This is a genomic window from Micromonospora sp. NBC_00389 (assembly GCF_036059255.1).
Classification (GTDB): Bacteria; Actinomycetota; Actinomycetes; order Mycobacteriales; family Micromonosporaceae; genus Micromonospora.
The window spans coordinates 5,847,207-5,869,174 of the sequence record NZ_CP107947.1 but is presented as its reverse complement, the minus strand read 5'-3'; the positions used below and the strand labels follow the sequence as shown (position 1 = coordinate 5,869,174).

At 71.2% G+C, this 21,968-nt stretch carries 23 protein-coding genes; 14 read left to right on the top strand and 9 right to left on the bottom strand.

The features are described 5' to 3' along the window. Nucleotides 1-150: 150 nt before the first annotated feature. Entirely contained in the window at nt 151-837 is a 687-nt protein-coding gene (locus OG470_RS27775; RefSeq protein WP_328416903.1) for a response regulator transcription factor, read from the bottom strand. Nucleotides 838-1,074: 237 nt separating this feature from the next. Beyond that, entirely contained in the window at nt 1,075-1,989 is a 915-nt protein-coding gene (locus OG470_RS27770; protein WP_328416901.1) for a RecB family exonuclease, read from the bottom strand. Nucleotides 1,990-2,118: 129 nt separating this feature from the next. On the opposite strand from OG470_RS27770, the gene OG470_RS27765 reads away from it, so the two are divergent. Genes OG470_RS27765 through OG470_RS27755 form a run of 3 tightly spaced genes read left to right on the top strand, consistent with a single transcriptional unit; the run spans nt 2,119 to nt 4,827 of the window. Continuing rightward, nucleotides 2,119-3,210 carry a site-2 protease family protein gene (locus OG470_RS27765; protein WP_386991559.1) on the top strand — a complete coding sequence of 364 codons (1,092 nt, stop codon included), beginning with the start codon at nt 2,119-2,121 and terminating at the stop codon, nt 3,208-3,210. Next, nucleotides 3,207-4,208, top strand: a complete 1,002-nt coding sequence (locus OG470_RS27760) for a tRNA (adenine-N1)-methyltransferase (protein ID WP_442930997.1) — start codon at nt 3,207-3,209, stop codon at nt 4,206-4,208. Before OG470_RS27765 ends, OG470_RS27760 begins: the two co-directional genes overlap by 4 nt. A 46-nt stretch (nt 4,209-4,254) precedes the next feature. Then, nucleotides 4,255-4,827 (top strand): hypothetical protein, encoded by a 573-nt coding sequence (locus OG470_RS27755; RefSeq protein ID WP_328416897.1) that lies wholly within the window; start codon nt 4,255-4,257, stop codon nt 4,825-4,827. A 54-nt stretch (nt 4,828-4,881) separates the two neighbouring features. Here OG470_RS27755 and OG470_RS27750 read toward each other — a convergent pair whose 3' ends face one another. Continuing rightward, entirely contained in the window at nt 4,882-5,172 is a 291-nt protein-coding gene (locus OG470_RS27750) for a ferredoxin (protein ID WP_328416895.1), read from the bottom strand. 177 nt (nt 5,173-5,349) lie between these two features. On the opposite strand from OG470_RS27750, the gene arc reads away from it, so the two are divergent. The 7 genes from arc (at nt 5,350) to prcA (ending at nt 13,263) form a co-directional block, all read left to right on the top strand. Next, nucleotides 5,350-7,131: a proteasome ATPase gene (gene arc / locus OG470_RS27745; protein WP_121653287.1), complete on the top strand. Its 1,782-nt coding sequence runs from the start codon at nt 5,350-5,352 to the stop codon at nt 7,129-7,131. 149 nt (nt 7,132-7,280) lie between these two features. Then, complete coding sequence (locus OG470_RS27740; protein WP_328416892.1) at nt 7,281-9,296, top strand: hypothetical protein; 2,016 nt, start codon at nt 7,281-7,283, stop codon at nt 9,294-9,296. Between the two features lie 110 nt (nt 9,297-9,406). Next, complete coding sequence (dop, locus tag OG470_RS27735) at nt 9,407-10,924, top strand: depupylase/deamidase Dop (RefSeq protein ID WP_442930996.1); 1,518 nt, start codon at nt 9,407-9,409, stop codon at nt 10,922-10,924. A 104-nt stretch (nt 10,925-11,028) separates the two neighbouring features. Beyond that, the gene (locus OG470_RS27730) at nt 11,029-11,244 is read left to right on the top strand and encodes a ubiquitin-like protein Pup (RefSeq protein WP_030332902.1); all 216 of its coding nucleotides are present in this window, start codon (nt 11,029-11,031) and stop codon (nt 11,242-11,244) included. A 78-nt stretch (nt 11,245-11,322) separates the two neighbouring features. Then, nucleotides 11,323-11,622, top strand: a complete 300-nt coding sequence (locus OG470_RS27725; RefSeq protein ID WP_328416891.1) for an endonuclease VII domain-containing protein — start codon at nt 11,323-11,325, stop codon at nt 11,620-11,622. Beyond that, nucleotides 11,541-12,380: a proteasome subunit beta gene (prcB, locus tag OG470_RS27720; RefSeq protein WP_328416889.1), complete on the top strand. Its 840-nt coding sequence runs from the start codon at nt 11,541-11,543 to the stop codon at nt 12,378-12,380. The genes OG470_RS27725 and prcB overlap by 82 nt, the downstream gene beginning before the upstream one ends. 61 nt (nt 12,381-12,441) lie before the next feature. Next, entirely contained in the window at nt 12,442-13,263 is an 822-nt protein-coding gene (gene prcA / locus OG470_RS27715) for a proteasome subunit alpha (RefSeq protein WP_328416887.1), read from the top strand. Nucleotides 13,264-13,329: 66 nt separating this feature from the next. On the opposite strand, the gene OG470_RS27710 is transcribed toward prcA, so the two are convergent. From OG470_RS27710 to rfbB, 6 genes are read right to left on the bottom strand one after another with little or no spacing between them, the layout of a single operon-like run. Further along, entirely contained in the window at nt 13,330-14,358 is a 1,029-nt protein-coding gene (locus OG470_RS27710; RefSeq protein WP_328416886.1) for a glycosyltransferase family 2 protein, read from the bottom strand. Then, nucleotides 14,355-15,665, bottom strand: a complete 1,311-nt coding sequence (locus OG470_RS27705) for a lipopolysaccharide biosynthesis protein (protein WP_328416885.1) — start codon at nt 15,663-15,665, stop codon at nt 14,355-14,357. Before OG470_RS27705 ends, OG470_RS27710 begins: the two co-directional genes overlap by 4 nt. Beyond that, nucleotides 15,662-16,363 (bottom strand): glycosyltransferase family 2 protein, encoded by a 702-nt coding sequence (locus OG470_RS27700; RefSeq protein WP_328416883.1) that lies wholly within the window; start codon nt 16,361-16,363, stop codon nt 15,662-15,664. Before OG470_RS27700 ends, OG470_RS27705 begins: the two co-directional genes overlap by 4 nt. Then, nucleotides 16,356-16,727 (bottom strand): DUF2304 domain-containing protein, encoded by a 372-nt coding sequence (locus OG470_RS27695; protein WP_328416881.1) that lies wholly within the window; start codon nt 16,725-16,727, stop codon nt 16,356-16,358. The genes OG470_RS27700 and OG470_RS27695 overlap by 8 nt, the downstream gene beginning before the upstream one ends. Then, the gene (rfbD, locus tag OG470_RS27690) at nt 16,724-17,611 is read right to left on the bottom strand and encodes a dTDP-4-dehydrorhamnose reductase (protein ID WP_328416879.1); all 888 of its coding nucleotides are present in this window, start codon (nt 17,609-17,611) and stop codon (nt 16,724-16,726) included. Before rfbD ends, OG470_RS27695 begins: the two co-directional genes overlap by 4 nt. Continuing rightward, nucleotides 17,608-18,609, bottom strand: coding sequence for a dTDP-glucose 4,6-dehydratase (rfbB, locus tag OG470_RS27685; RefSeq protein WP_328416877.1), 1,002 nt, complete (start codon nt 18,607-18,609; stop codon nt 17,608-17,610). Before rfbB ends, rfbD begins: the two co-directional genes overlap by 4 nt. A gap of 87 nt (nt 18,610-18,696) precedes the next feature. Between rfbB and rfbA the strand changes: the two genes are divergently transcribed. The 4 genes from rfbA to OG470_RS27665 all read left to right on the top strand — a co-directional run bounded on the left by rfbA (nt 18,697) and on the right by OG470_RS27665 (nt 21,893). Continuing rightward, nucleotides 18,697-19,584: a glucose-1-phosphate thymidylyltransferase RfbA gene (gene rfbA / locus OG470_RS27680; RefSeq protein ID WP_328416875.1), complete on the top strand. Its 888-nt coding sequence runs from the start codon at nt 18,697-18,699 to the stop codon at nt 19,582-19,584. Next, nucleotides 19,581-20,204 (top strand): dTDP-4-dehydrorhamnose 3,5-epimerase family protein, encoded by a 624-nt coding sequence (locus OG470_RS27675; RefSeq protein WP_328416873.1) that lies wholly within the window; start codon nt 19,581-19,583, stop codon nt 20,202-20,204. The genes rfbA and OG470_RS27675 overlap by 4 nt, the downstream gene beginning before the upstream one ends. Before the next feature lie 68 nt (nt 20,205-20,272). After that, complete coding sequence (gene pafA / locus OG470_RS27670; RefSeq protein ID WP_328416871.1) at nt 20,273-21,631, top strand: Pup--protein ligase; 1,359 nt, start codon at nt 20,273-20,275, stop codon at nt 21,629-21,631. Between the two features lie 67 nt (nt 21,632-21,698). Beyond that, nucleotides 21,699-21,893, top strand: a complete 195-nt coding sequence (locus OG470_RS27665; RefSeq protein ID WP_328416869.1) for a hypothetical protein — start codon at nt 21,699-21,701, stop codon at nt 21,891-21,893. The last annotated feature ends 75 nt before the right edge of the window (nt 21,894-21,968 follow it).

Here is a 21,968-nt window from a genome sequence, read left to right as displayed (position 1 = left end):
GCTGCCGGGCCCGACGCTAGGAGCTGACCCCACGAGAGGGTCAACCGCGCCGAGCCATCTCCGGTCACGGTAGGTGAGCGCGGCAACCTGGCCGTCACCCCGCGGAGGGATCTTCGAGTACGCCGGGTGGGGTAGTCGGGCGGGTGCGGGCTACGCCCGGGGACGGACCAGCCCCGACTCGTACGCCAGCACCACCGCCTGCACCCGGTCGCGCAGTCGCAGCTTGGTCAGCACGTGCCCGACGTGGGTCTTGATGGTGGTTTCGCTGACCGACAGCGCCACCGCGATCTCGGCGTTGGACAGCCCTCGGGCCACCTGCACCAGCACCTCGCGTTCCCGCTCGGTGAGCGCGCTGAGCGCCGACGACGGTGTCGCCGCCGGGTCGGGCAGCAGGTCGGCGAAGCGGTCCAGCAGCCGCCGCAGGATCCGCGGCGCCACCACCGCGTCCCCGCCGGCCACCGTGCGGATCGCCGCGATCAGCTCCTCCGCCGGGACGTCCTTGGCCAGGAACCCGCTGGCGCCGGCGCGCAGCGCCCCCACCACGTACTCGTCCAGGTCGAAGGTCGTCAACACCAGCACCCGCACCGGCAGTCGGGCGTCGACGATCGCCCGGGTCGCGGCCACCCCGTCCATCCGTGGCATCCGGATGTCCATCAGCACCACGTCGGGCAGCAGTCGGCGGGACAACTCCACCGCCTCCAGGCCGTCGCCGGCCTCCGCCACCACGTCCAGGTCGCGCTCGGCGCCCAGCACCATCCGGAACCCGGTGCGCAACAGCGGCTGGTCGTCGGCGAGCAGGATCCGCACCGGCCGCGCCGAGGCCACCCGATCGCTCATCTCGTCTCCCTGTCGCCGCGCCGACGCCGCTGCCGCACCGGACATCCTCGCGCACACCGGCCCGTGCGTCGCGGACCACCGTAGAGGCCGGCCCGTCGCCGCGTCCCGACCGGCGCGGTACGAGCCGGGTCGGGTTTCCGGCTGAGGTGTGTCGCGGGGGTGGGGGCGGCCGGCGCGAGCGGTCAGGGGATGCCGCTGGCGGACAGCCTCACGGTGACTGGCGGGCGCGTCCGGAGGTCACTCGTCAGCGCCCGGCGCCGCCGGACCGGACCGGGCGTCGCGGAGCGGATCGGTGTTGGCCACCGCGACCGGGAACGGCGGCGGGGTGCCACCGAAGGTGGGACACAGCGCCTGGTGGCTGCACCAGTCGCAGAGCCGGCTTGGCCGGGGCCGGAAATCCTGCTGGGCGGTGGCCTGCTCGATCGCCCGCCACAGCGCCACCACCGTGCGCTCGAAGCGGACCAACTCGTCGGCGTCGGGCGTGTAGTCCAACACCTCGGCGTCGCGCAGGTAGAGCAGCCGCAGCACCCGGGGCACCACCCCCCGGGTACGCCACAGCACCAGCGCGTAGAACTTCAGCTGAAACAGCGCCCGCGCCTCGAACGCCTCCCGTGGGGCGCCACCGGTCTTGTAGTCGACCACCCGCAGCGCGCCGTCCGGGGCCACGTCGAGCCGGTCGAGGTAGCCCCGGATCAGCAGCTCCTCGTCGACCACCGCCGAGATCAGGCTCTCCCGCTCGGCCGGCTCCAGCCGGGTCGGGTCCTCCACCGCGAAGTAGCCCTCCAGCAGCGCGGCGGCGGAGCGGAGGAACTCCACCGGGCCGGCCGGCTCGGCGCCCTCGAAGAGGCCGGCCAGCTCCGGCTGCTCGGTGACCATCCGGTCCCACTGGGGGGCCACCAGGTCACCGGCAGCGGCCGGCGTGCGGCCCGGCGCTGGCAGGTCGAACAGTCGCTCCAGCACTGCGTGCACCAGGGTGCCCCGGGCCTGCTCGACGGTTGTCCGCTCGGGCAGGCGGTCGATGCTGCGGAACCGGTAGAGCAGGGGGCAGGTCTTGAAATCAGCCGCCCGCGACGGGGACAGCGAGGCCCGCACCGTGGGCGGCACCTGCGCCGGGGAGGGGGACTGTGGGGTGGTGACCGGTTCCGCCGTCATGTCCGCAAACGTTAGGGCACCGGTGTGACACCGACCGCCGCCCGCCCGGTCCGTAGCATCGTTGCGATGGAGCAGACATCCCGGCCGCCGCGTCGGCCCGACCGCCGTTCCGGCCTGAGCGTGGGCCGGGTGTTCGGGGTGCCGTTGCACCTCAACGGCTCCATGGTCCTGCTCGCCCTGCTGGTCGCGGTGCTGTACGCCGAATTCGCCCGCCGGCAGTTGGATCTGTCGCAGCTCAGCGGCTACCTGATCGGCTTCGGGTTCGTGGTGTCGCTGCTCGGCTCGGTGCTGCTGCACGAGCTGGGCCACGCGCTGACCGCCCGGCGGTACGGCATCGGTGTGCGCGGGATCACCCTGGAACTGCTCGGCGGCTACACCGAGATGGACCGGGACGCCCCGACGCCCCGGGTCGACCTGCTGGTCTCGCTGGCCGGCCCGGCGGTGTCCGCGGTGCTCGGCGTTCTCGCGGTGGCCGCCACGCTCGCCCTGCCCGAGCAGACCGTGGCCCACCAACTGGCCTTCCAGCTCGCGGTGAGCAACGTCATCGTCGCGGTGTTCAACAGCCTGCCCGGGCTGCCGCTGGACGGCGGCCGGGCGCTGCGCGCCGCGGTGTGGGCGCTCACCCGCGACCGGCACCGGGGCACCGAGGTCGCCGGCTGGACGGGCCGCGTGGTCGCCGCCGGCACCGCCTTCCTGGTCCTCCTGCTCACCCTGGCCGACTACCTGGCGCCGTTGGCGCTGCCGCTGATGCTGCTGGTCGCCGTCACCCTCTGGCGCGGCGCCGGGCAGTCGATCCGGGCCGCCCGGGTCAGCCGCCGGTTCCCGCTGATCGACCTGTCCCGGCTGGCCCGGCCGGTCTGGCCGGTGACCACCGGCACGCCGCTGTCCGAGGCCCAGCGCCGGCGCACCGAGGGTGGGCAACCCGGCGCTGCGCTGCTGGTCACCGACTCCACCGGCCGGCCGGTGGCGCTGGTCGACCCGGTCGCCGCCGAGGCGGTGCCCGCCGAGCGCCGCCCGTGGCTGGCGGTGGACGCCGTCGCCCGGTCGTTGGGCGCGCTCCCGGCGCTGCCGGTCGGGCTGGACGGGGAGCGGGTGATGGAGGCCGTGCAGACCCACCCAGGCGCGCAGTACGTGGTGACCGCAGGCGAAGATGTCGTCGGCATCCTGCACATCGCGGACCTGGCGCAGCTCCTCGAACCCAACCGGAAGATGACATCGTGACCGCAACTCCCTCCACCGTCCCGGCCGACGCCGCCACCCCGGCGCTGACACCCGTGCACCGCGGGCCTTTTCGGCCCGGCGACCGGGTGCAGCTGACCGACCCGAAGGGGCGGATGCACACCGTGACGCTGGAGCCCGGCAAGGAGTTCCACACCCACCGCGGCATCCTGGCGCACGACGCGCTGATCGGGCTGCCCGACGGCAGTGTGGTGACCACCTCCGGCGGCGGCACCGCGTTCCTGGCGCTGCGGCCGCTGCTGTCGGACTACGTGCTGTCCATGCCGCGCGGCGCTCAGGTGATCTACCCGAAGGACTCGGCGCAGATCGTTGCGATGGGCGACATCTTCCCCGGCGCGAAGGTGCTGGAGGCCGGTGCCGGCTCCGGCGCGCTCAGCTGCTCGCTGCTGCGCGCGGTCGGCACCGAGGGAGAGCTGCACTCGTTCGAGCTGCGTGACGACTTCGCCCAGATCGCCAAGCGCAACGTCGAGTCGTTCTTCAACGGGCCGCACCCGGCATGGAACCTGCACGTCGGCGACGTCGCGCAGTGCCAGGAGACCGGCTTCGACCGGATCATCCTGGACATGCTGACTCCTTGGGAGACCCTCGACATGGTCGAGCGGGCGCTGGTGCCCGGCGGGGTGTTCATCGGTTACGTGGCCACCACGCCCCAGCTCTCCGAGCTGGTGGAGGCGCTGCGGGAGCGCGGCGGCTGGACCGAGCCGAGGGCGTGGGAGTCGCTGGTGCGTGACTGGCACGCCGAGGGCCTCGCCGTCCGTCCGGATCACCGGATGATCGCGCACACCGCGTTCCTGGTCTCCGCGCGCAAGCTGGCCCCCGGGGTCACCGCGCCGCCCCGGCGTCGTAAGCCCAGCAAGGGCACCGAGGCGTACGTGCAGCGCCGGCAGGTGTTGCGCGAGGCGGAGGCGGCCCGGCAGGCCGCCGCCGCTCAGGCGGCAGGTGTGGATCCCGACGCGACGGGGGGGAAGGACAGGCCGTGACCGATGAGCTGGGCGCTGGCGGCGCCGAGCGGGGGGAGGCGGCGGCATGAGCCGACCGGGCTACGGCGGCGGTGACCTGCCCGCGGTGTTTCCCGACTGGTCGCCCTACCAGGACCTGGAGTCGGCGGCGCGGGCCTACCTGCGCGACCCGGACGTCGCCCTGGAGGCGCTCGGTGGGGTGCTGCGCGGCGCGTCGGTGCTCGGCTTCACCTTGGAACGCTTCGTCAACGAGGTCAACGGCGTGTGGCAGGAGGTCGTGGTCTGCGACGGCAGCCGGCTGATCCTCTGGCACGGCGAGGACGTGCCGCCGGAGGAGGGGCCGCCGGGGTCGATGACGTCGTCCCTGCGGGTGGTGCCGGTCTCCACCGTCACCGAGGTCGGCTGCCGGCGTCGGCTCACCCGCTCCGACAGCGGTGAGATCCGGGTCGACAGCATCGACGTCTACCTGCTGCTCACCTCGCTGGATGAGGCGCCGCCGAGCGAGGAGATGTCCGGTACGCCGCGGCACGACGCGCTGCGCTTCGGCAAGACCCTCGACGACGGCGGGGCCGGGCAGATCGCCCGGTTGGAGGAGTTCGCCCGGCTGGTCGCCTCGGTGGTCGGCCGACCGATGCTCTGAGGCGTACCCCGTCGTGGGGCCGGGCCGCGCGGCCCGGCCCCACGACGGCGTGGCTTAGTCCTCGGAGTCCGGGCCGGCGACCTCGACGCCGTCGGCGCGCACCACGTGGATGCAGTCGCCCGGACACTCCTTCGCGGAGTCGATCACTTCGAGTCGCAGGTGCTCGGGCACGTCGACCCGGCTGCCCGGCGCCATCCGCAGCTCACCGTCGGCACCCTTGACGTACGCCAGGCCGTCGATGTCGAACTCGAACACCTCCGGCGCGTACTGCACGCAGAGCCCATCGCCCGTGCAGAGATCCTGGTCCACCCAGACCTGCAACTGGTCGGTCGCGACCTCGGCCACCGGTGCACCCCCCATGTTCTCGCGTCCTACGCTCCGACGGTACCCGAACGCCGGTACCGGCCCGCCAGGCCACCCTTGGCGATCAAGGTTCGGTGACGAGGGTGTTGCGTGGGACCGAATCGGCCTCATAGCGGCTAGTGTTAGGGCAGAACGTTCAAGCCCCCGGGGAGGTGGGACGTGGCACGCAGCGACGACGCGGACTCGCGCGCCGCACGGTGGGAGAAGGAAGCCCACGATCTCTCCACGCAGGTCGCGTTCCTTCAGGAGGAACTCGCCCTGGTGCGGCGCAAGTTGACCGAAAGCCCCCGACACGTCCGCCAGCTCGAAGAGCGGCTGGCGGCCACCCAGGCACAGTTGGCGCGGCTGACCGAGAACAACGACCGGCTGGTGAGCACCCTCAAGGAGGCTCGCACGCAGATCGTGACGCTCAAGGAGGAGATCGACCGCCTCGCACAACCGCCGAGTGGTTACGGCGTCTTCCTGGCCAAGCACGACGACGGCACGGTGGATGTCTTCACCGGCGGTCGCAAGCTGCGGGTCGCCGTCTCGCCCTCGCTGGACGTGGCCGAGCTGCGTCGCGGCCAGGAGGTCCTGCTCAACGACGCGCTCAACATCGTCGACGCGTTCGGCTACGAGCGGGTCGGTGAGGTCGTGATGCTCAAGGAGATCCTGGAGGGGCCAGGCGGCGGGCCGGGTGACCGGGCGCTCGTGGTCTCCCACTCCGACGAGGAGCGCATCGTGCACCTCGCCGAGACGCTCATCGGCTCGGCGATCCGGGCCGGCGACTCGCTCATGATCGAGCCCCGCTCGGCGTACGCGTACGAGCGGATCCCGAAGAGCGAGGTCGAGGAGCTGGTCCTGGAGGAGGTGCCCGACGTCGGCTACACCGACATCGGTGGCCTCCAGTCGCAGATCGAGCAGATCCGCGACGCGGTGGAGTTGCCGTTCCTGCACGCGGACCTGTTCCGTGAGCACCAGCTCCGTCCGCCCAAGGGCATCCTGCTCTACGGCCCGCCGGGTTGCGGCAAGACGCTGATCGCCAAGGCGGTGGCCAACTCGCTGGCCAAGAAGATCGCCGAGCGGCAGGGCAAGGAGAAGCACACCAGCTTCTTCCTCAACATCAAGGGCCCGGAGCTGCTCAACAAGTACGTCGGCGAGACCGAGCGGCACATCCGGCTGATCTTCCAGCGAGCCCGGGAGAAGGCCGGCGAGGGCACCCCGGTGATCGTGTTCTTCGACGAGATGGACTCGATCTTCCGGACCCGCGGCTCCGGTGTCTCCTCCGACGTGGAGAACACGATCGTCCCGCAGCTGCTCAGCGAGATCGACGGCGTGGAGGGGCTGGAGAACGTCATCGTCATCGGCGCCTCCAACCGGGAAGACATGATCGACCCGGCGATCCTGCGCCCCGGTCGGCTCGACGTGAAGATCAAGATCGAGCGGCCGGACGCCGAAGCGGCCAAGGACATCTTCTCCAAGTACATCCTCTCCGGGCTGCCGCTCCACCCCGACGACCTGGCCGAACACGGCGCCGACCCCCAGGCCACCGTCGCGGCGATGATCGACGCCGTGGTGCTGCGGATGTACTCGGAGACCGAGGAGAACCGCTTCCTCGAGGTCACCTACGCCAACGGTGACAAGGAAGTCCTCTACTTCAAGGACTTCAACTCCGGCGCGATGATCCAGAACATCGTCGACCGGAGCAAGAAGATGGCCATCAAGGAGTTCCTCACCTCCGGCCGCAAGGGGCTGCGACTGCAGCACCTGCTCGACGCCTGCGTCGACGAGTTCCGGGAGAACGAGGACCTGCCCAACACCACCAACCCCGACGACTGGGCGCGCATCTCCGGCAAGAAGGGCGAGCGGATCGTCTACATCCGCACGCTCGTCTCCGGGGGCAAGGGCGCCGAGGCCGGCCGGTCCATCGAGACCGCCAGCAACACCGGCCAGTACCTCTGATCACCCCGCGGCGGCACCGGACCTGTCCGGTGCCGCCGCTGCGTGCGTCCGACGCCCACCCCGACGCGACGCGGTACCGGCGGGCCAACGGATCCGCCCGTTCCAGCTAGACTGCGGCGACTTCTCCGACCGATCGAACGAGGACTCCCGTGCGTGCCGACGCCACCAAGGAAATGCCAGCAGTGCCGGGTGGCACGGACAAGCCGGATCCGCTAGTAAACCCCCCCACGCCGCCGGCCGCCCGGCGCCCCGGAATCGGCCCGCTGCTGGCCGTGCTCGTCGCCTGCTGGCTGGTGCCGCTCGGCGCGAACGCCGTACACGCCGCCTGGCTGTTGCCCCCGCTGGTCCTGTTCGCCACGGCCAGCCTGCTGCGCTCCGGGCGTACCCTGCTCGACCGGGTGGTGCTCGCCCTCGCCCTGCTGGCCGGCCTCACCTGCGCCGCCGGCCTGCTCTTCAGCGTCTGGCCCTGGGGCCTGCACCCGGTGCCGGTCTCCGGGTTGGCGCTCACCGTCCTGACCCTGGCCGCCGCGCTGTCCCGGCGGGCGCCCCGGCTGCCCCGCCCTGGCTGGTCCGACCTGGCCTCGCTGGCCGCCGCCGCCCTCGCCGCCGGCTATCTCGCCACTCCCTACCTGCGCGCCACCAGCTTCGGCCAGCGACTCAACCTCGCCATGGTCGGCGAGGACAACGGACGCCACCCGGCTCTGTTCGACGTGATCGGCCGCCTCGGCGGCTACCTCTTCCTCGACCCCGACACCGCCCGCGAGCAGATCTTCTCCGGCCTGGTCCACTACCCGCAGGGCTGGCACTTCACCACCGCGCTGCTCGACGGCTTCCTGCGCAGCGCCGGCGACGCACCCACCGGGCCGGCGCTGATGGACCACTACGTGCTCTGGTGTCTCGCCACCTTCGGGATGCTGCTCATCGCGCTGATCTGGGCCGCTCAGCACGTCGCCGGCCCCCTGCACCCGCTGCGCCGACTGGTCCTCATCATCGCCGTCACCGCGCTGGTCCTCGGCACCGAACTGCCCCGGCTGCTGGTCGCCGGCTACCCCAGCGAGACGTTCGGGCTCAGCCTCTCGGCGATCCTGATCGCCCTCGTCGTCCGCCCCCTCCACCGGCTCCGCGAGCAACTCATCCTGGTCGGGGCAGTGCTGATCGGCATCGGCTTCAGCTACTACCTCTTCCTGTTCCCGATCGGTGCCATGGTGCTCTGCTGGCTGGTCGCCGACCGGCGCCGGCTGCGCACCCGCCCCGGCACCGTCGCCATCATCGCGTTGTTCACCGCCGCCCTGGCCCCGCTGACCGCGCTGCTCGGCGTGCTCGTCGCCGGCCAGAGCGAGGCGCTCGCCGCCCCCGGCGGCACACCGCCGGTCGAGACCTACAACGCCATGCTCGGCCTCGGTGCGCTCGTCGTCGCCGGCATCTTCGTCCAGACCAACCGCGGCGAATCCACCTGGCGGCGCTACCTCGTCGTGCTGGCCGTCGGCCTGCTCTTCTCCGCCGCCATGGCCGCCGTGAACCTCGCCAACGGCACCCAACCCGCTTACTACTTCGGCAAGACCGCGCACCTCGTCATCGTCGTGCTCATCATCGGCACCGCCGCGCTCGCCCGACTGCTGCCCGTACCCGCGGAGAGCACCGATTCCGAGCCGCGACGCCGCCCGATCACCGGCGCACTGCCCTCCGTCGCCACCGCCGCTCTGGTGACGATCGCGCTGCTCGCCGGCACCGGCCTGATCGGCTGGACCGGTGGCTTCTTCCACCGCACCGGCAGCAACGGCACCTGGGCGAAGGACTGGGCCGGACGCGACGTGCGGGCCATCACCCGCCCCGCGTCGGTCACCGCCGCCGCCTACCGGGCCTACCCGGCGATCCCCGGCACCGTCACCCTGGTGGTGGACAAGCAGGGCCTGCATGGATACCGGGAGTCGATCTTCCTGTCCGCGATGCAGGGCACCAGCGGTCAGACCGAGCCCGGCATCTACTTCACGATCTACGAAGAGCCCGCCCGGACCGCGGAGATCCTGCGTCGCGTTCCCCGCCCGCTGCGGCTCATCGTGGCCGACCCGGCGGCCCAGCGGGCCATCGATGGGGCACTCAAGGTCGACCCCTCCCTTCGGGAGGGTCTGACGCTGGTGCCGCTCAAGCCCGCCAGGCCGCGGTAGCCGCGCCGCGCCGTGCGGCAGGGCCGCGCGGTCGGCCACCACGCAGACTAGTCTCGATGGTGTGAGCGGCGGGCACGCCGGCTCCGTGGGCGAGCGAAGCGAGTGGTCGCATGACGGTACGTCGGATCATGGGCACCGAGGTCGAGTACGGCATCTCCGTGCCCGGCCAGGCCGGAGCCAACCCGATGGTCACCTCGTCGCAGGTGGTCAATGCCTACGGGGCCCGCCCCGAACTCAACCGGGGCGGACGGGCCCGCTGGGACTACGAGGAGGAGTCGCCGCTGCGCGACGCCCGCGGCTTCACCTACTCCGGGGCCGCGTACGACCCGGCCGAGGCGTTGGCCGACGAGGACCTCGGCCTGGCCAACGTGATACTCACCAACGGGGCGCGGCTCTACGTCGACCACGCCCACCCCGAATACTCCACACCCGAGGTCACCACCCCCCGGGACGTGGTGCGCTGGGACAAGGCCGGCGAGCGGGTGATGGCCGAGGCGTCCCGCCGGGCGGCCACCATCCCCGGCAGCCAGCCGATCCACCTCTACAAGAACAACACCGACAACAAGGGCGCCAGCTACGGCGCCCACGAGAACTACCTGATGCGCCGGCAGACCCCGTTCGCCGACATCGTGGCGTACCTGACGCCGTTCTTCGTGACCCGGCAGATCGTCTGCGGCGCCGGCCGCGTCGGCATCGGGCAGGACGGCGGGCAGAGCGGCTTCCAGATCTCCCAGCGCGCCGACTTCTTCGAGGTCGAGGTCGGTCTGGAGACCACCCTCAAGCGACCGATCATCAACACTCGCGACGAGCCGCACGCCGACGCCGACAAGTACCGCCGGCTGCACGTCATCATCGGCGACGCCAACCTCTCGGAGATCTCCACCTACCTCAAGGTCGGCGCCACCGCGCTGATCCTCACCATGATCGAAGAGAAGGCGCTCGGCGGCGATCTCGGCATCGCCGACCCGGTCAGCGAGCTGCGCGCGGTCAGCCACGACCCCACCCTGTCGCACCGGATGCGGCTGCGCGACGGCCGCCGGCTCACCGCACTGGACTTGCAGTGGGCGTACCTGGAGCGGGTCCGGTCCTTTGTCGACGACCGGTACGGCACCGACGCCGACGAGCAGACCATCGACGTGCTGGACCGCTGGGAGAGCGTGCTGGACCGGCTCGGCCGTGATCCGATGCTCTGCGCCGACGAGCTGGACTGGGTGGCCAAGCTGCGGCTGCTCGAGGGCTACCGGGAGCGGGAGAAGCTCGGCTGGGGCTCGCACAAGCTTCAGCTGGTCGACCTGCAGTACTCCGACGTCCGGCCGGAGAAGGGCCTCTACAACCGGCTGGTCACCCGGGGAGCGATGAAGACACTGCTCACCGACGACGAGACGCGCAGCGCGATGACCGAGCCGCCGGAGGACACCCGGGCGTACTTCCGTGGCCGCTGCCTGGCCCAGTACGCCTCCGAGGTGGTCGCCGCCAGCTGGGATTCGGTGATCTTCGACGTGGGCCGGGAGTCGCTGGTCCGGGTGCCGATGATGGAGCCCGAGCGGGGCACCCGTGCGCACGTCGGAGCGCTGTTCGACCGCTGTGCCAGCGCCAAGGACCTGCTGGAGACGTTGACCGGGGGCTGAGCGCGGGTCCGGATGCCCGTCGGGTGCCGCAAGCCGGCGCGCGGCGGGCTTTTCGTCGCCTGCGCGAGGTAAGTTCATCGCAGACGATCGTGGAGGAGGCAGCAATGGCCACTCATGACAGCGGCGGCCAGTCGCAGTCCGGCAAGTCCCGCCAGGGCGAGGAGATCGAGGACGTCACCACCGAGGCCAACCCCGAGGTGGCCGAGCGGCACGCCGAGATCACCGAGGACGTCGACGACCTGCTCGACGAGATCGACTCCGTCCTGGAGGAAAACGCAGAAGAATTCGTGAGGGGCTACGTACAAAAAGGCGGGCAGTAGGGCATAGCCGGGCAAACCGGGCATGCCTTGTCCATCCGATGATCAGGACGGCCACCGCCGCTGCCGGGACTGCGGCGAGTGGCTGGCATCGGGGAGAAGGAGTTTCAGGAGCTCCTGGCCGAGCAGGGCGGGGTCTGCGCGATCTGTGGCGGCGCGGACCCGCAACATCTGGACCACGGCCATCGCACCCGATGGGTGCGCGGGATACTCTGCTTCAACTGCAACGGTGGTCTTGGCCAGTTCCGTGACAGTCCCATGAGGCTGGCCAGGGCGATCACGTACCTGAGAGGAACCACGTGGCAGCGGGCTTTGATCCATCCGGGCGTCTACCAGATGTGTTCACCAACGCGGGGACGTCCTCCTTCACCACGTTCTTGAGCCGGGTGGCCCCCGAGATGCTGCCCGGTCGGCGGCCGCTGCCGCCGGGCATGGCCGCCGACCTGGCGCCGCACGCGACGACCATCGTCGCCATCGCGGCCGCCGACGGCGTGGTGATGGCCGGCGACCGACGGGCCACCATGGGCAACCTGATCGCCCAGCGCGACATCGAGAAGGTGCATCCGGCCGACGCGTACTCGCTGGTTGGCATCGCGGGCACCGCGGGCATCGGGATCGAGCTGATGCGACTGTTCCAGGTGGAGCTGGAGCACTACGAGAAGATCGAGGGCGCGATGCTCTCGCTGGACGGCAAGGCCAACCGGCTGGCCTCGATGATCCGGGGCAACCTGGGCGCGGCCATGCAGGGGCTGGCGGTGGTGCCGCTCTTCGCCGGCTTCGACCTGGCCGCCGCGGACCCGGCGAAGGCCGGCCGGATCTTCAGCTTCGACGTGACCGGCGGCCCGTACGAGGAGACCGGCTACGACGCCATCGGCTCCGGCTCGCTCTTCGCCAAGTCCGCGCTGAAGAAGCGCTTCCGGGCCGGCATCACCGCCGCGGAAGCGACCCGGCTCGCGGTCGAGGCGCTCTACGACGCCGCCGACGACGACACCGCGACCGGCGGGCCGGACCTGACCCGGCGGATCTACCCGGTGGTGATGACCGCGACCGCCGAGGGCACCCACCGGCTCACCGACGCCGAGACGGCGACGATCGCCGAAGGCGTGGTCGCCGGCCGGATGGAGAACCCGGGCGGTTGAGCCCCGTCCACCCCCACCAGTCAGCAGTCGTCAGCACCGCGCCGTAAGGAGAACCGCCGCCGTGGCCATGCAGTTCTACGCCTCGCCCGAACAGATCATGCGCGACCGCTCCGAGCTGGCCCGCAAGGGCATCGCCCGGGGGCGCAGCGCGGTGGTCCTGAGCTACTCCGGCGGGGTGCTCTTCGTCGCGGAGAACCTCTCCAGTGCCCTGCACAAGGTCAGCGAGATCTACGACCGGATCGGCTTCGCCGCCGTCGGCCGGTACAACGAGTTCGAGAACCTCCGGCGGGCCGGCGTGCGGATGGCCGACCTGAACGGGCTCAGCTACGACCGTCGGGACGTCACCGGCCGGGCGTTGGCCAACGCGTTCGCGCAGACCCTGGGCGCGATCTTCACCGAGCAGTCGAAGCCGTTCGAGGTGGAGATCTGTGTGGCGGAGGTCGGGTCCACCGCCGCCGACGACGAGCTGTACCGGCTCACCTACGACGGCTCGGTCAACGATGAGCCGGGGCGGATGGCGATGGGCGGCCAGGCCGAGGCGATCACCGGGGTGCTGAAGTCGAACCACCGGGCGGACATGTCGCTCGGGGAGGCGGTGAAGGTCGCGGTGCAGGCGCTGAGCAGCGTCGGCGGGGAGGGCGGTGCCGCCCGGACCATCGCCGCGAACCAGCTCGAGGTGGCCGTGCTGGACCGCCAGCGGGTCGGGCGGACGTTCCGACGGATCACCGGGGCCGCGCTGACCGCGCTGCTGGACGGGGAGACGGCGCCGTCGACCGGCGACCTGCCGGACACGCCGAGCGTGCCGACCGGGGAGTCCGGTAAGCCGACCAGTTCCGCGGGCTCCGCCGACCTGGAGGATCGGCCGGGTCAGGCCGATCGCTGATCGTGTGACAGAAGCGCCGGGGACCGCAAAGGCGGTCCCCGGCGCTCGTGTCTGCCGGCGGGTGTCTCAGCGGCGCTGGAGCAGCGGCCGGGCCAGGGCCCAGTAGCCGGCGGCGACCGCGTTGAAAACGCCCATCCCGGGGGGTGAGTCGACGTTCGACGGTGCCACCCGGGCGGTCATCAGCTCGGCGATCACCCCGTCGGGCACGGTGCGCTCGCTCTGGAGCTGACGGCGGCGGGCGCCGACCCAGGACCGGTTGCGCCACAGCCAGCCCCAGCCGCGGGTCTTCTGCTTGGTCCAGCCGCCGGCGAGCGCGGCGGCGAGCATGGCGGCCTCGGTGAGCAGCAGCATCGGGGCGAGCACCACCAGCGTCCGGGTCTGGTACGCGGTGAGCAGGGTGACCAGCCGGTTGCGCTCCACCAGGTAGAGCTTCAGGTCGTTGCGGGAGAACTCGTAGTGGTGCCGGACGACGGCGTCCGGAACGTACTCCAGGCGCAGGCCGCGCTGCCAGAGCCGCAGGCTGAGCTCGGTGTCCTCGTGGTAGGCGAAGTACTCGGCGGCGAAGCCGTCGAGGTCCTGCCAACGCTGTCGGCTGATCACGAAGCAGCAGCCGCTGAGCGACGGAACGGTGGTGCGGCTGGCGTGGGCGGTGGCGGGTTCGCCGTTGCCACCGGCCCAGGACAGCCCGGTGAAGTGCAGCGGGTTACCGGAGGTGTTGATCAGCTCGGGAGTGTCGGCGAGCCGGATCGAGGCCATCGCGGCGCCGACGCCGGGGTCGGCGGCCACGGCGACGGTCTTGGCGAGGGCGTCCGGGGCGACGATGGCGTCGGAGTTGACGAAGGCGAGCCAGTCGCCGGTGGCCTCGGCGGCACCGACCCGGCAGCCGCCGGAGTAGCCGGTGTTCTGTTCGGGCCGGACCACGCGGACCTGGGGGAAACCCTTGACGATGTCGATGCCGTCGCCGGTGCAGCCGTTGTCGACGACGATCAGCTCGATCTCGACGTCGGTGCTGGCCAGGACTGCCCGAGCGGCGTCGACCAGGTACGGCTCGGCGCCGTAGGCGAGCATCACCGCGGTCACCTGTGGGCGGGTCATCGGATGCCTCCGGATACGGCAGGGGCCACGGCGTCGTCGAGGGGCCGGGTGGGGGTGGGGGCGCGGTGGGTGCCGTCTCGCAGCAGCACCGCCATGGTGGCGGCCACGACGACGGAGCCGATGGCGTAGGCCAATTCGACCCGCAGGGTCACCGGGGCCGGGACGAGTGTCACGGCCACCAGAGCGGCGACGCCGGCGGTCCAGGCGAGCGCCTGGGCCCGGTGCCGGTCGAGGGCGAGCAGTGCCTGGCCGAGCACCATGGCCCACAGGTAGGCGAGGGTGGCGACGCCAAGCCAGGCGAAGTCGCCGTGGCCGAGGACGTCGGGCGCGTCGAAGAGAGTGCGTACCAGCCAGGGGCCGACCAGCACGGCGCCGATCGTTCCGGTGAGGCCGAGCGCAGTGACGATGCCGAGCGCGCGGCGCAGCAGGCTGTGGAAGCCGGCCCGGTCGCCGGTGGTGGCGGTGGTGGCCAGGCCGGGCAGCAGTGACGCCTGCATCGACCCGAAGACGAACAGCGGGATACGGACCAGCACGAGGGCGGAGAGCAGGGCGCCGGCGGCAGCGGTGTTGGAAGGGGCGAGCAACTGCAGGTTGATCACGCCGATGTTCACCACGACCTGGGAGAGCAGGCTGGAGACGGTGAGCAGGCCGAGGCCACGCAGCAGGGTGGCCCAGGCCACCGGTACGCCGCCGCCGATGGTGCGGAGCACCGGCGGCAGGGTGAGCAGGACGCTGACCAGCGGGGCGGCGACCAGCACCAGGCCGTACCAGACCGGGGAGGTCACCCCGGCGAGCCCGAGCAGGGCGACCAGGATGATGCGCAGCCCGCCGTCGATGCCGAGTTGGGTGCCGTACCAGGGGAAGAGTTGCAGGCCGGAGAGGACGCCGCGGGTGGAGTAGGCGATGGCCATCGCGACGAGCGCGCCGACCAGCACGGTGACCATGGTGCCGTCGCCGGCGAAGAGCCGGTCGGCGAGCGGCTGTCGGCCGGCGGTGACGGCCAGCACCAGCACGGCGAGCACCACGGCGGCCACCGCGACGCCGCGGGCCAGCACCGGGCCCGGGGGTAGCCCCTGGCTGTGGCGGGCGGCGACGACCCGGGCGACCTCCTGCTCGACGGGCATGAACACGCCGATGCCGAGGGTGAAGACGATCGACCAGAGCACCGACAGGGAGGAATAGTCGGCCTCGGTGAGGCTGTGGCCGGCGACCGCGAGGTGGACGTAGGAGGCGAGGCCGAGGAGACCCAGCCCGGCACCAACAGCGATGGTGCCGGGCGGGATCAGGCGCAGCAGGCGACGGATCACCGGCGGATGAGCGCCAGCGTGAGCACGGCGAACGCGCGACCGAGATAGATCATTGCCTTCGCGGGGGAGTGGCTGGGTGTGCCGGCCATCCGCTTGCGCATGGCGACCGGCACCTGCCGGATGCGGAAGCCGCGCCGCGCGGTGTGCACCAGGGTCTCCACCGTGTCGCCGAGGTATTCGGCCGGGTACCAGCTGGCGAACATCTCGATGACCCGCCGGTTGGCGGCCCGGAAGCCCGAGGTGGTGTCGGTGAGCTTGGTGTGGGCGACCCGGGACAGCACGGCGGAGAGCATCACCATCGCCCAGCGGCGGGGGCCGCGGACGTTGTAGTCGCCCTCGCCGGCGAACCGGGCGCCGATGACGAGGTCGCTGTCCTCGAGCAGGTCAACGAGCTTCGGCACGTACCGGGGGTCGTGCTGGCCGTCGGCGTCGATCTGGATGGCGACGTCGTAGTCGTTGTCCCGTGCGTACCGATAGCCGAGGCGCATGGCACCGCCGACGCCGAGGTTGTACGGCAGCGTGGCGACCCGGGCGCCGGCGGCGGCGGCGACGGCCGCGGTGCGGTCGGTGGAGCCGTCGTCGACGACGAGCACGTCGACACCGGGCAGCTCGCCGCGAACCTCGCCGACCACGTCGGCGATGGAGCCCGATTCGTTGAGTGCCGGGATGATGATCAAGGTGCGCTTGCCGTTAACCATCGCTGGACACCAGTTCGTCTCGGGCCGCCCGGTCCGCGTCGATCTGCGCGCGGAGCAGGGCGAAGTCTTCGGCCAGGGTGCGGGTTTCCTCTTCCAGGGCGCTGACCTCCCAGCTCAGGTGCACGCACACCAGCAGCAGGAAGACGATGCCGAGGAAAAGCACCAGGCTGACACCGGAGGCGACACCGAGGAGTTCGGCGACGTTGTCGAGCAGCCGGGGGAACAGGGACAGCGGGATCACGATGATCAGCACGGCGAGCCAGAGCATGCCGTACTTCTCGCGCAGCTGACGACGGCGCAGCAACTCGACGATGGTGCCGAGCAGCAGTAGGCCGGTCAGGCCGGTGACGAGGGTGAGCTTCATGCGACCTTCCACGGGGCGGGTGGAGCGGGGGAGTCGAACGCGTCAACCAGGCTGGTGTGCCAATCCGGAAGCGGCGGGAGACCCGCGGCCGCCCAGCGGCTGTGCCCTAGCACACTGTACGCCGGGCGGGGGGCGGGACGCGGATACCGGTCGCTGGTGGTGGGTCGGATCCGGTCCGGATCCAGCCCGGCCAGCGCGAACGCCGCCCGGGCCAATCCGTACCAGGTCGTCTGGCCAGCGCAGGTGCCGTGGTACACGCCGGGGGCGGCGCGCCCGGCCAGTGCCGCGTCGCCGAGCGCCACCAGCCGCTCGGCGAGGGCGTACGACCAGGTGGGCTGGCCGTGCTGGTCGTCGACCACGTCGAGATGCTCCCGCTGCGTGGCGAGCCGGAGCATGGTGGCCACGAAGTTCGGCCCGTGCGCGCCGTACAGCCAGGCGGTGCGGACCACGTACCCGGTGTCGGGCAGCAGCCGGGCGACGGCCTGCTCGCCGACCAGCTTGCCGCGGCCGTACGCGTTGACCGGCGCGGTGGGCGCGTCCTCCGGGTAGGGGGTGTGCGCGTCGCCGGCGAGGACGTAGTCGGTGGAGACCTGGATCAGGCGGGCTCCGTCGGTCGCGCACGCCGCCGCGAGGTTCGCCACGCCCTGGCCGTTGACGGCGGTGGCCGCTGCCTCGTCGGCCTCGGCGCCGTCGACGTTGGTCCACGCCGCCGCGTTGATCACGACGTCGTGCCCGGCCACCGCGGCGCTGACAGCGGTGGGATCGGTGACGTCCAGGTCGGCCCGGGTGGCGGCGGTCACCTTGAGATCGGGCCGGGTCGCCAGCACGGCGACCAGGTCCCGGCCGAGCATTCCGCCGGCGCCGGTGAGGAGTAGTCGGGTCATGCGGTGGGGGTGGTCTTGAGGGGTTCCCACCAGGCGCGGTTTTCCTGGTACCAGCGGACGGTGTCGGCGAGGCCGTGGTCGAGGTCGATGCTGGGGCTGTAGCCGAGTTCGTCGTGGATTTTGGTGATGTCCAGGGAGTAGCGGCGGTCGTGGCCCTTGCGGTCGGCGACGGGGATGACGCGGTCCCAGTCGGCGTCGCAGGCTTGCAGGAGTCGGCCGGTGAGTTCCTTGTTGGTCAGTTCGGTGCCGCCGCCGATGTTGTAGACCTCTCCGGCGCGGCCTTTCTGCTGGACCAGGGCGATGCCTCGGCAGTGGTCGTGCACGTGCAGCCAGTCGCGGATGTTGGCGCCGTCGCCGTAGAGGGGGACGGTGCCGCCGTCGAGCAGGTTGGTGACGAACAGCGGGATGACCTTTTCGGGGAACTGGTAGGGCCCGTAGTTGTTGGAGCAGCGGGTGACGACCACGTCCATGCCGTGGGTGCGGTGGTAGGCCAGGGCGAGCAGGTCGGAGCTGGCCTTGGACGCCGAGTACGGCGAGTTGGGGGCCAGGGGCCAGGTCTCGGTCCAGGATCCTTCGTCGATCGAGCCGTAGACCTCGTCGGTGGAGACGTGCACGAACCGGCCGGTGCGGTGGCGCAGCGCGGCGTCGAGCAGTGTCTGGGTGCCCAGCACGTTGGTGGTGACGAACGGCGCGGCGCCGGCGATGGACCGGTCGACGTGTGATTCGGCGGCGAAGTGCACGATCACGTCGTGGTCGGCGACGACCTGGTCGACCAGGACCGGGTCGCAGATGTCGCCCTGCACGAACCGCAACCGTGGATCGTTTTGTACCGGTGCCAGGTTGGCCCGGTTACCCGAGTAGGTCAGTTTGTCGAGCACGGTCACTGCCGCCGGCTCGAGCGGCGGCACGCCGTCGGCACTGCCGAGGGGCTTGCCCAGCAGCAGGCGAACGTACTCCGACCCGATGAATCCGGCTCCGCCGGTGACGAGGATCCTCACGGGTCCGGAAGTGTACGCCAAGTCGCGCGTCGCGCGGGGCATGCGACCCCCGCGCACGTTCCGTATTCGTGCCGGTAGGCTTCGCCGGTGCGTGGAATCCTACTTGCCGGTGGCACCGGATCGCGACTCTGGCCGATCACCCGGGCGGTGTCGAAACAGCTGATGCCGGTCTTCGACAAGCCGATGGTCTACTACCCCCTCTCCACCCTTTTGATGTCCGGGGTCCGGGAGATCCTGGTGATCACCACCCCGGAGGATCAGGGCCAGTTCCGTCGGCTGCTCGGCGACGGCAGCCAGTTCGGGCTGCGGCTGGAGTACGTCAGCCAGGAGCGCCCGGAGGGCATCGCGCAGGCGTTCATCCTCGGGGCGGACTTCATCGGCGACGAGTCGGTGGCGCTGATCCTCGGCGACAACATCTTCCACGGCGTCGGCCTGGGTCGGCAGCTCGCCGGCCACGGTGACCCGATCGGCGGTCGCGTCTTCGCCTACCAGGTGGCCAACCCGCAGGAGTACGGCGTGGTCGACTTCGACGCCGACGGTCGGGTGCTCTCGATCGAGGAGAAGCCGGCCCGGCCGAAGTCCCGTTACGCGGTGCCCGGCCTGTACTTCTACGACAACCGGGTGGTCGACATCTCCCGCAAGCTCACCCCGAGCGCCCGCGGCGAGCTGGAGATCACGGCGGTCAACGAGGTGTACCGGGAGACCGGGGAGCTGTCGGTGACCGTGCTGGACCGCGGCACCGCCTGGCTGGACACCGGCACGTTCACCTCGATGATGCAGGCCGCCGAGTTCGTCCGGGTGGTCGAGGAGCGGCAGGGTCTGAAGATCGGCTGCGTCGAGGAGGTGGCCTGGCGGGCCGGCCTGATCGACGACGCTCAGCTGCGCGCGCTGGCCGAGCCACTGACCAAGAGCGGCTACGGCGACTACCTGCTCGGCCTGCTGGCCGAGAAGAGCGGCGACGGGGGCGTCTGGTGAAGATCCGGGAGCTGAGCATCGAGGGCGCCTGGGAGATCACCCCGCAGCAGCACGGTGACCCGCGCGGCATGTTCATGGAGTGGTACCGCTTCGACCGGCTCGCCGAGGTGGTGGGGCATCCCCTGCGGCTGGCCCAGGCCAACCTGTCGGTCTCCGCGCGCGGTGTGGTGCGCGGCATCCACTTCGCCGACGTCCCGCCCGGGCAGGCCAAGTACGTCACCTGCGTAAGGGGCGCGGTGCTCGACATGGTGGTGGACCTGCGGGTGGGCTCGCCGACCTTCGGCCGCTGGGAGGGCGTCCGGCTGGACGACACCGACCGCCGGGCGGTCTACCTCAGCGAGGGGCTGGGGCACGGCTTCTGCGCGCTGACCGACGACGCGACGCTGAGCTACCTCTGCTCGACCACGTACAACCCGACCGGCGAGCACGCGGTGCACCCGCTGGACGAGGAGTTGGCCATCGAGTGGCCGGCCGACGTCCCGCAACTGTCCGCCCGCGACGACGCGGCGCCGACGCTGGCGCAGGCCCGCGAGCGCGGGCTGTTGCCGGAGTACGACAGCTGCCGGAGGTTCGTGGCGAGCATCGGACCGGACGGAATGTCGCACTCAGCCGGTATGTGACCGCACCCGGGGCACGACCTGTGCTGTGACAGTGACGAACCGGCCCTCCGGGCGGCTAATGTCACCTCATGGAGCGGCGAATCTTCGGCCTCGAGACCGAGTACGGCGTCACCTGCACCTATCGCGGGCAGCGGCGGCTGTCCCCGGACGAGGTCGCGCGGTATCTCTTCCGTCGCGTGGTGTCCTGGGGTCGGTCGAGCAATGTGTTCCTGCGCAATGGGGCCCGGCTCTACCTGGACGTCGGGTCGCATCCGGAGTACGCCACTCCGGAGTGTGACTCGGTGACCGATCTGGTCGCCCACGACCGGGCCGGCGAGCGGATCCTGGAGGGTCTGCTCGTCGACGCGGAGAAGCGACTGCACGACGAGGGCATCGCGGGTGAGATCTACCTGTTCAAGAACAACACCGACTCGGCCGGCAACTCGTACGGCTGCCACGAAAACTATCTGGTCTCCCGGCACGGCGAGTTCGGGCGGCTCGCTGACGTGCTCATCCCGTTCCTGGTCACCCGGCAGTTGATCTGCGGGGCCGGCAAGGTCCTGCAGACCCCACGCGGCGCGGTCTACTGCCTGTCGCAGCGGGCCGAGCACATCTGGGAGGGCGTCTCCTCGGCGACCACCCGCAGCCGCCCGATCATCAACACCCGCGACGAGCCGCACGCCGACGCCGAGCGCTACCGGCGGCTGCACGTGATCGTCGGCGACTCCAACATGAACGAGGTCACCACGCTGCTCAAGGTCGGCACGGCCGACATCGTGCTGCGGATGATCGAGGCCGGGGTGGTGATGCGCGACCTGTCGCTGGAGAACCCGATCCGGGCGATCCGGGAGGTGTCGCACGACATCACCGGCCGGCGCAAGGTCCGGTTGGCCTCCGGCAAGGAGGTCAGCGCGCTGGACATCCAGCAGGAATACCTCGCCAAGGCCACCGAGTTCGTGGAGCGCCGTGGCGGCGACCAGGCCGCCAAGCGAGTCGTCGAGCTGTGGGGCCGCGTGCTGAACGCGGTGGAGAGCGGAGATCTGGAGCCGGTCTCCCGGGAGATCGACTGGGTCACCAAGTTGCGGCTGATCGAGCGCTACCAGCGCAAGCACGACCTGCCGCTGTCGCACCCGCGGGTGGCGCAGATGGACCTGGCCTACCACGACCTGCGTCGCGGTCGCGGCCTCTACGGGCTGCTGGAGCGCCGTGGCGAGGTGGACCGGGTGGCGACCGACCCGGAGATCTTCGAGGCCAAGGAGACCCCGCCGCAGACCACCCGGGCCCGGCTGCGCGGCGAGTTCATCCGGCACGCCCAGGAGAAGCGGCGGGACTTCACCGTCGACTGGGTGCACCTGAAGCTCAACGACCAGGCGCAGCGCACGGTGCTCTGCAAGGACCCGTTCCGGGCGTACGACGAGCGGGTGGAGCGGTTGATCGCCAGCATGTGACCGTTGCGCCGGCCCCGGCGGTGGTGTCCGCCGGCGGGGCCGGCGCTTTCGGTAGGCTGGGCGCGCCATGACGACTTCTGGACCTTCCGACCGCTCCGAGCGCGGCACCGAGCGGCAGAACTGGGTCGAACGCCGCAGGGACAAGATCCGCGCCGAGATCGACCGCAACCGGCGCGGCGATTACACCGTGCCGACGTGGGTGCTGGCCCTGGCGCTGGTGCTCATCGTGGGCGGCTGGCTCGCCCTGATCTTCCTCGCCTGATCCCACGGGCTTCCTCGCCGGTCCCGCCGGCCGACACTCCGTACCGCACCGGCGTCCCCGCCGTGGCCGGGATTG

What these genes read in the sequence shown, in the direction of transcription:
- OG470_RS27730 (WP_030332902.1), top strand. Translation starts at nt 11,029, where the DNA reads ATGGCCACTCATGACAGCGGCGGCCAGTCGCAGTCCGGCAAGTCCCGC.
- OG470_RS27665 (WP_328416869.1), top strand. Translation starts at nt 21,699, where the DNA reads ATGACGACTTCTGGACCTTCCGACCGCTCCGAGCGCGGCACCGAGCGG.
- OG470_RS27700 (WP_328416883.1), bottom strand. Translation starts at nt 16,363, where the DNA reads ATGGTTAACGGCAAGCGCACCTTGATCATCATCCCGGCACTCAACGAA.
- OG470_RS27710 (WP_328416886.1), bottom strand. Translation starts at nt 14,358, where the DNA reads ATGACCCGCCCACAGGTGACCGCGGTGATGCTCGCCTACGGCGCCGAG.
- rfbD (WP_328416879.1), bottom strand. Translation starts at nt 17,611, where the DNA reads ATGACCCGACTACTCCTCACCGGCGCCGGCGGAATGCTCGGCCGGGAC.
- OG470_RS27775 (WP_328416903.1), bottom strand. Translation starts at nt 837, where the DNA reads ATGAGCGATCGGGTGGCCTCGGCGCGGCCGGTGCGGATCCTGCTCGCC.
- OG470_RS27770 (WP_328416901.1), bottom strand. Translation starts at nt 1,989, where the DNA reads ATGACGGCGGAACCGGTCACCACCCCACAGTCCCCCTCCCCGGCGCAG.
- dop (WP_442930996.1), top strand. Translation starts at nt 9,407, where the DNA reads ATGACGGTACGTCGGATCATGGGCACCGAGGTCGAGTACGGCATCTCC.
- OG470_RS27695 (WP_328416881.1), bottom strand. Translation starts at nt 16,727, where the DNA reads ATGAAGCTCACCCTCGTCACCGGCCTGACCGGCCTACTGCTGCTCGGC.
- OG470_RS27755 (WP_328416897.1), top strand. Translation starts at nt 4,255, where the DNA reads ATGAGCCGACCGGGCTACGGCGGCGGTGACCTGCCCGCGGTGTTTCCC.
- pafA (WP_328416871.1), top strand. Translation starts at nt 20,273, where the DNA reads ATGGAGCGGCGAATCTTCGGCCTCGAGACCGAGTACGGCGTCACCTGC.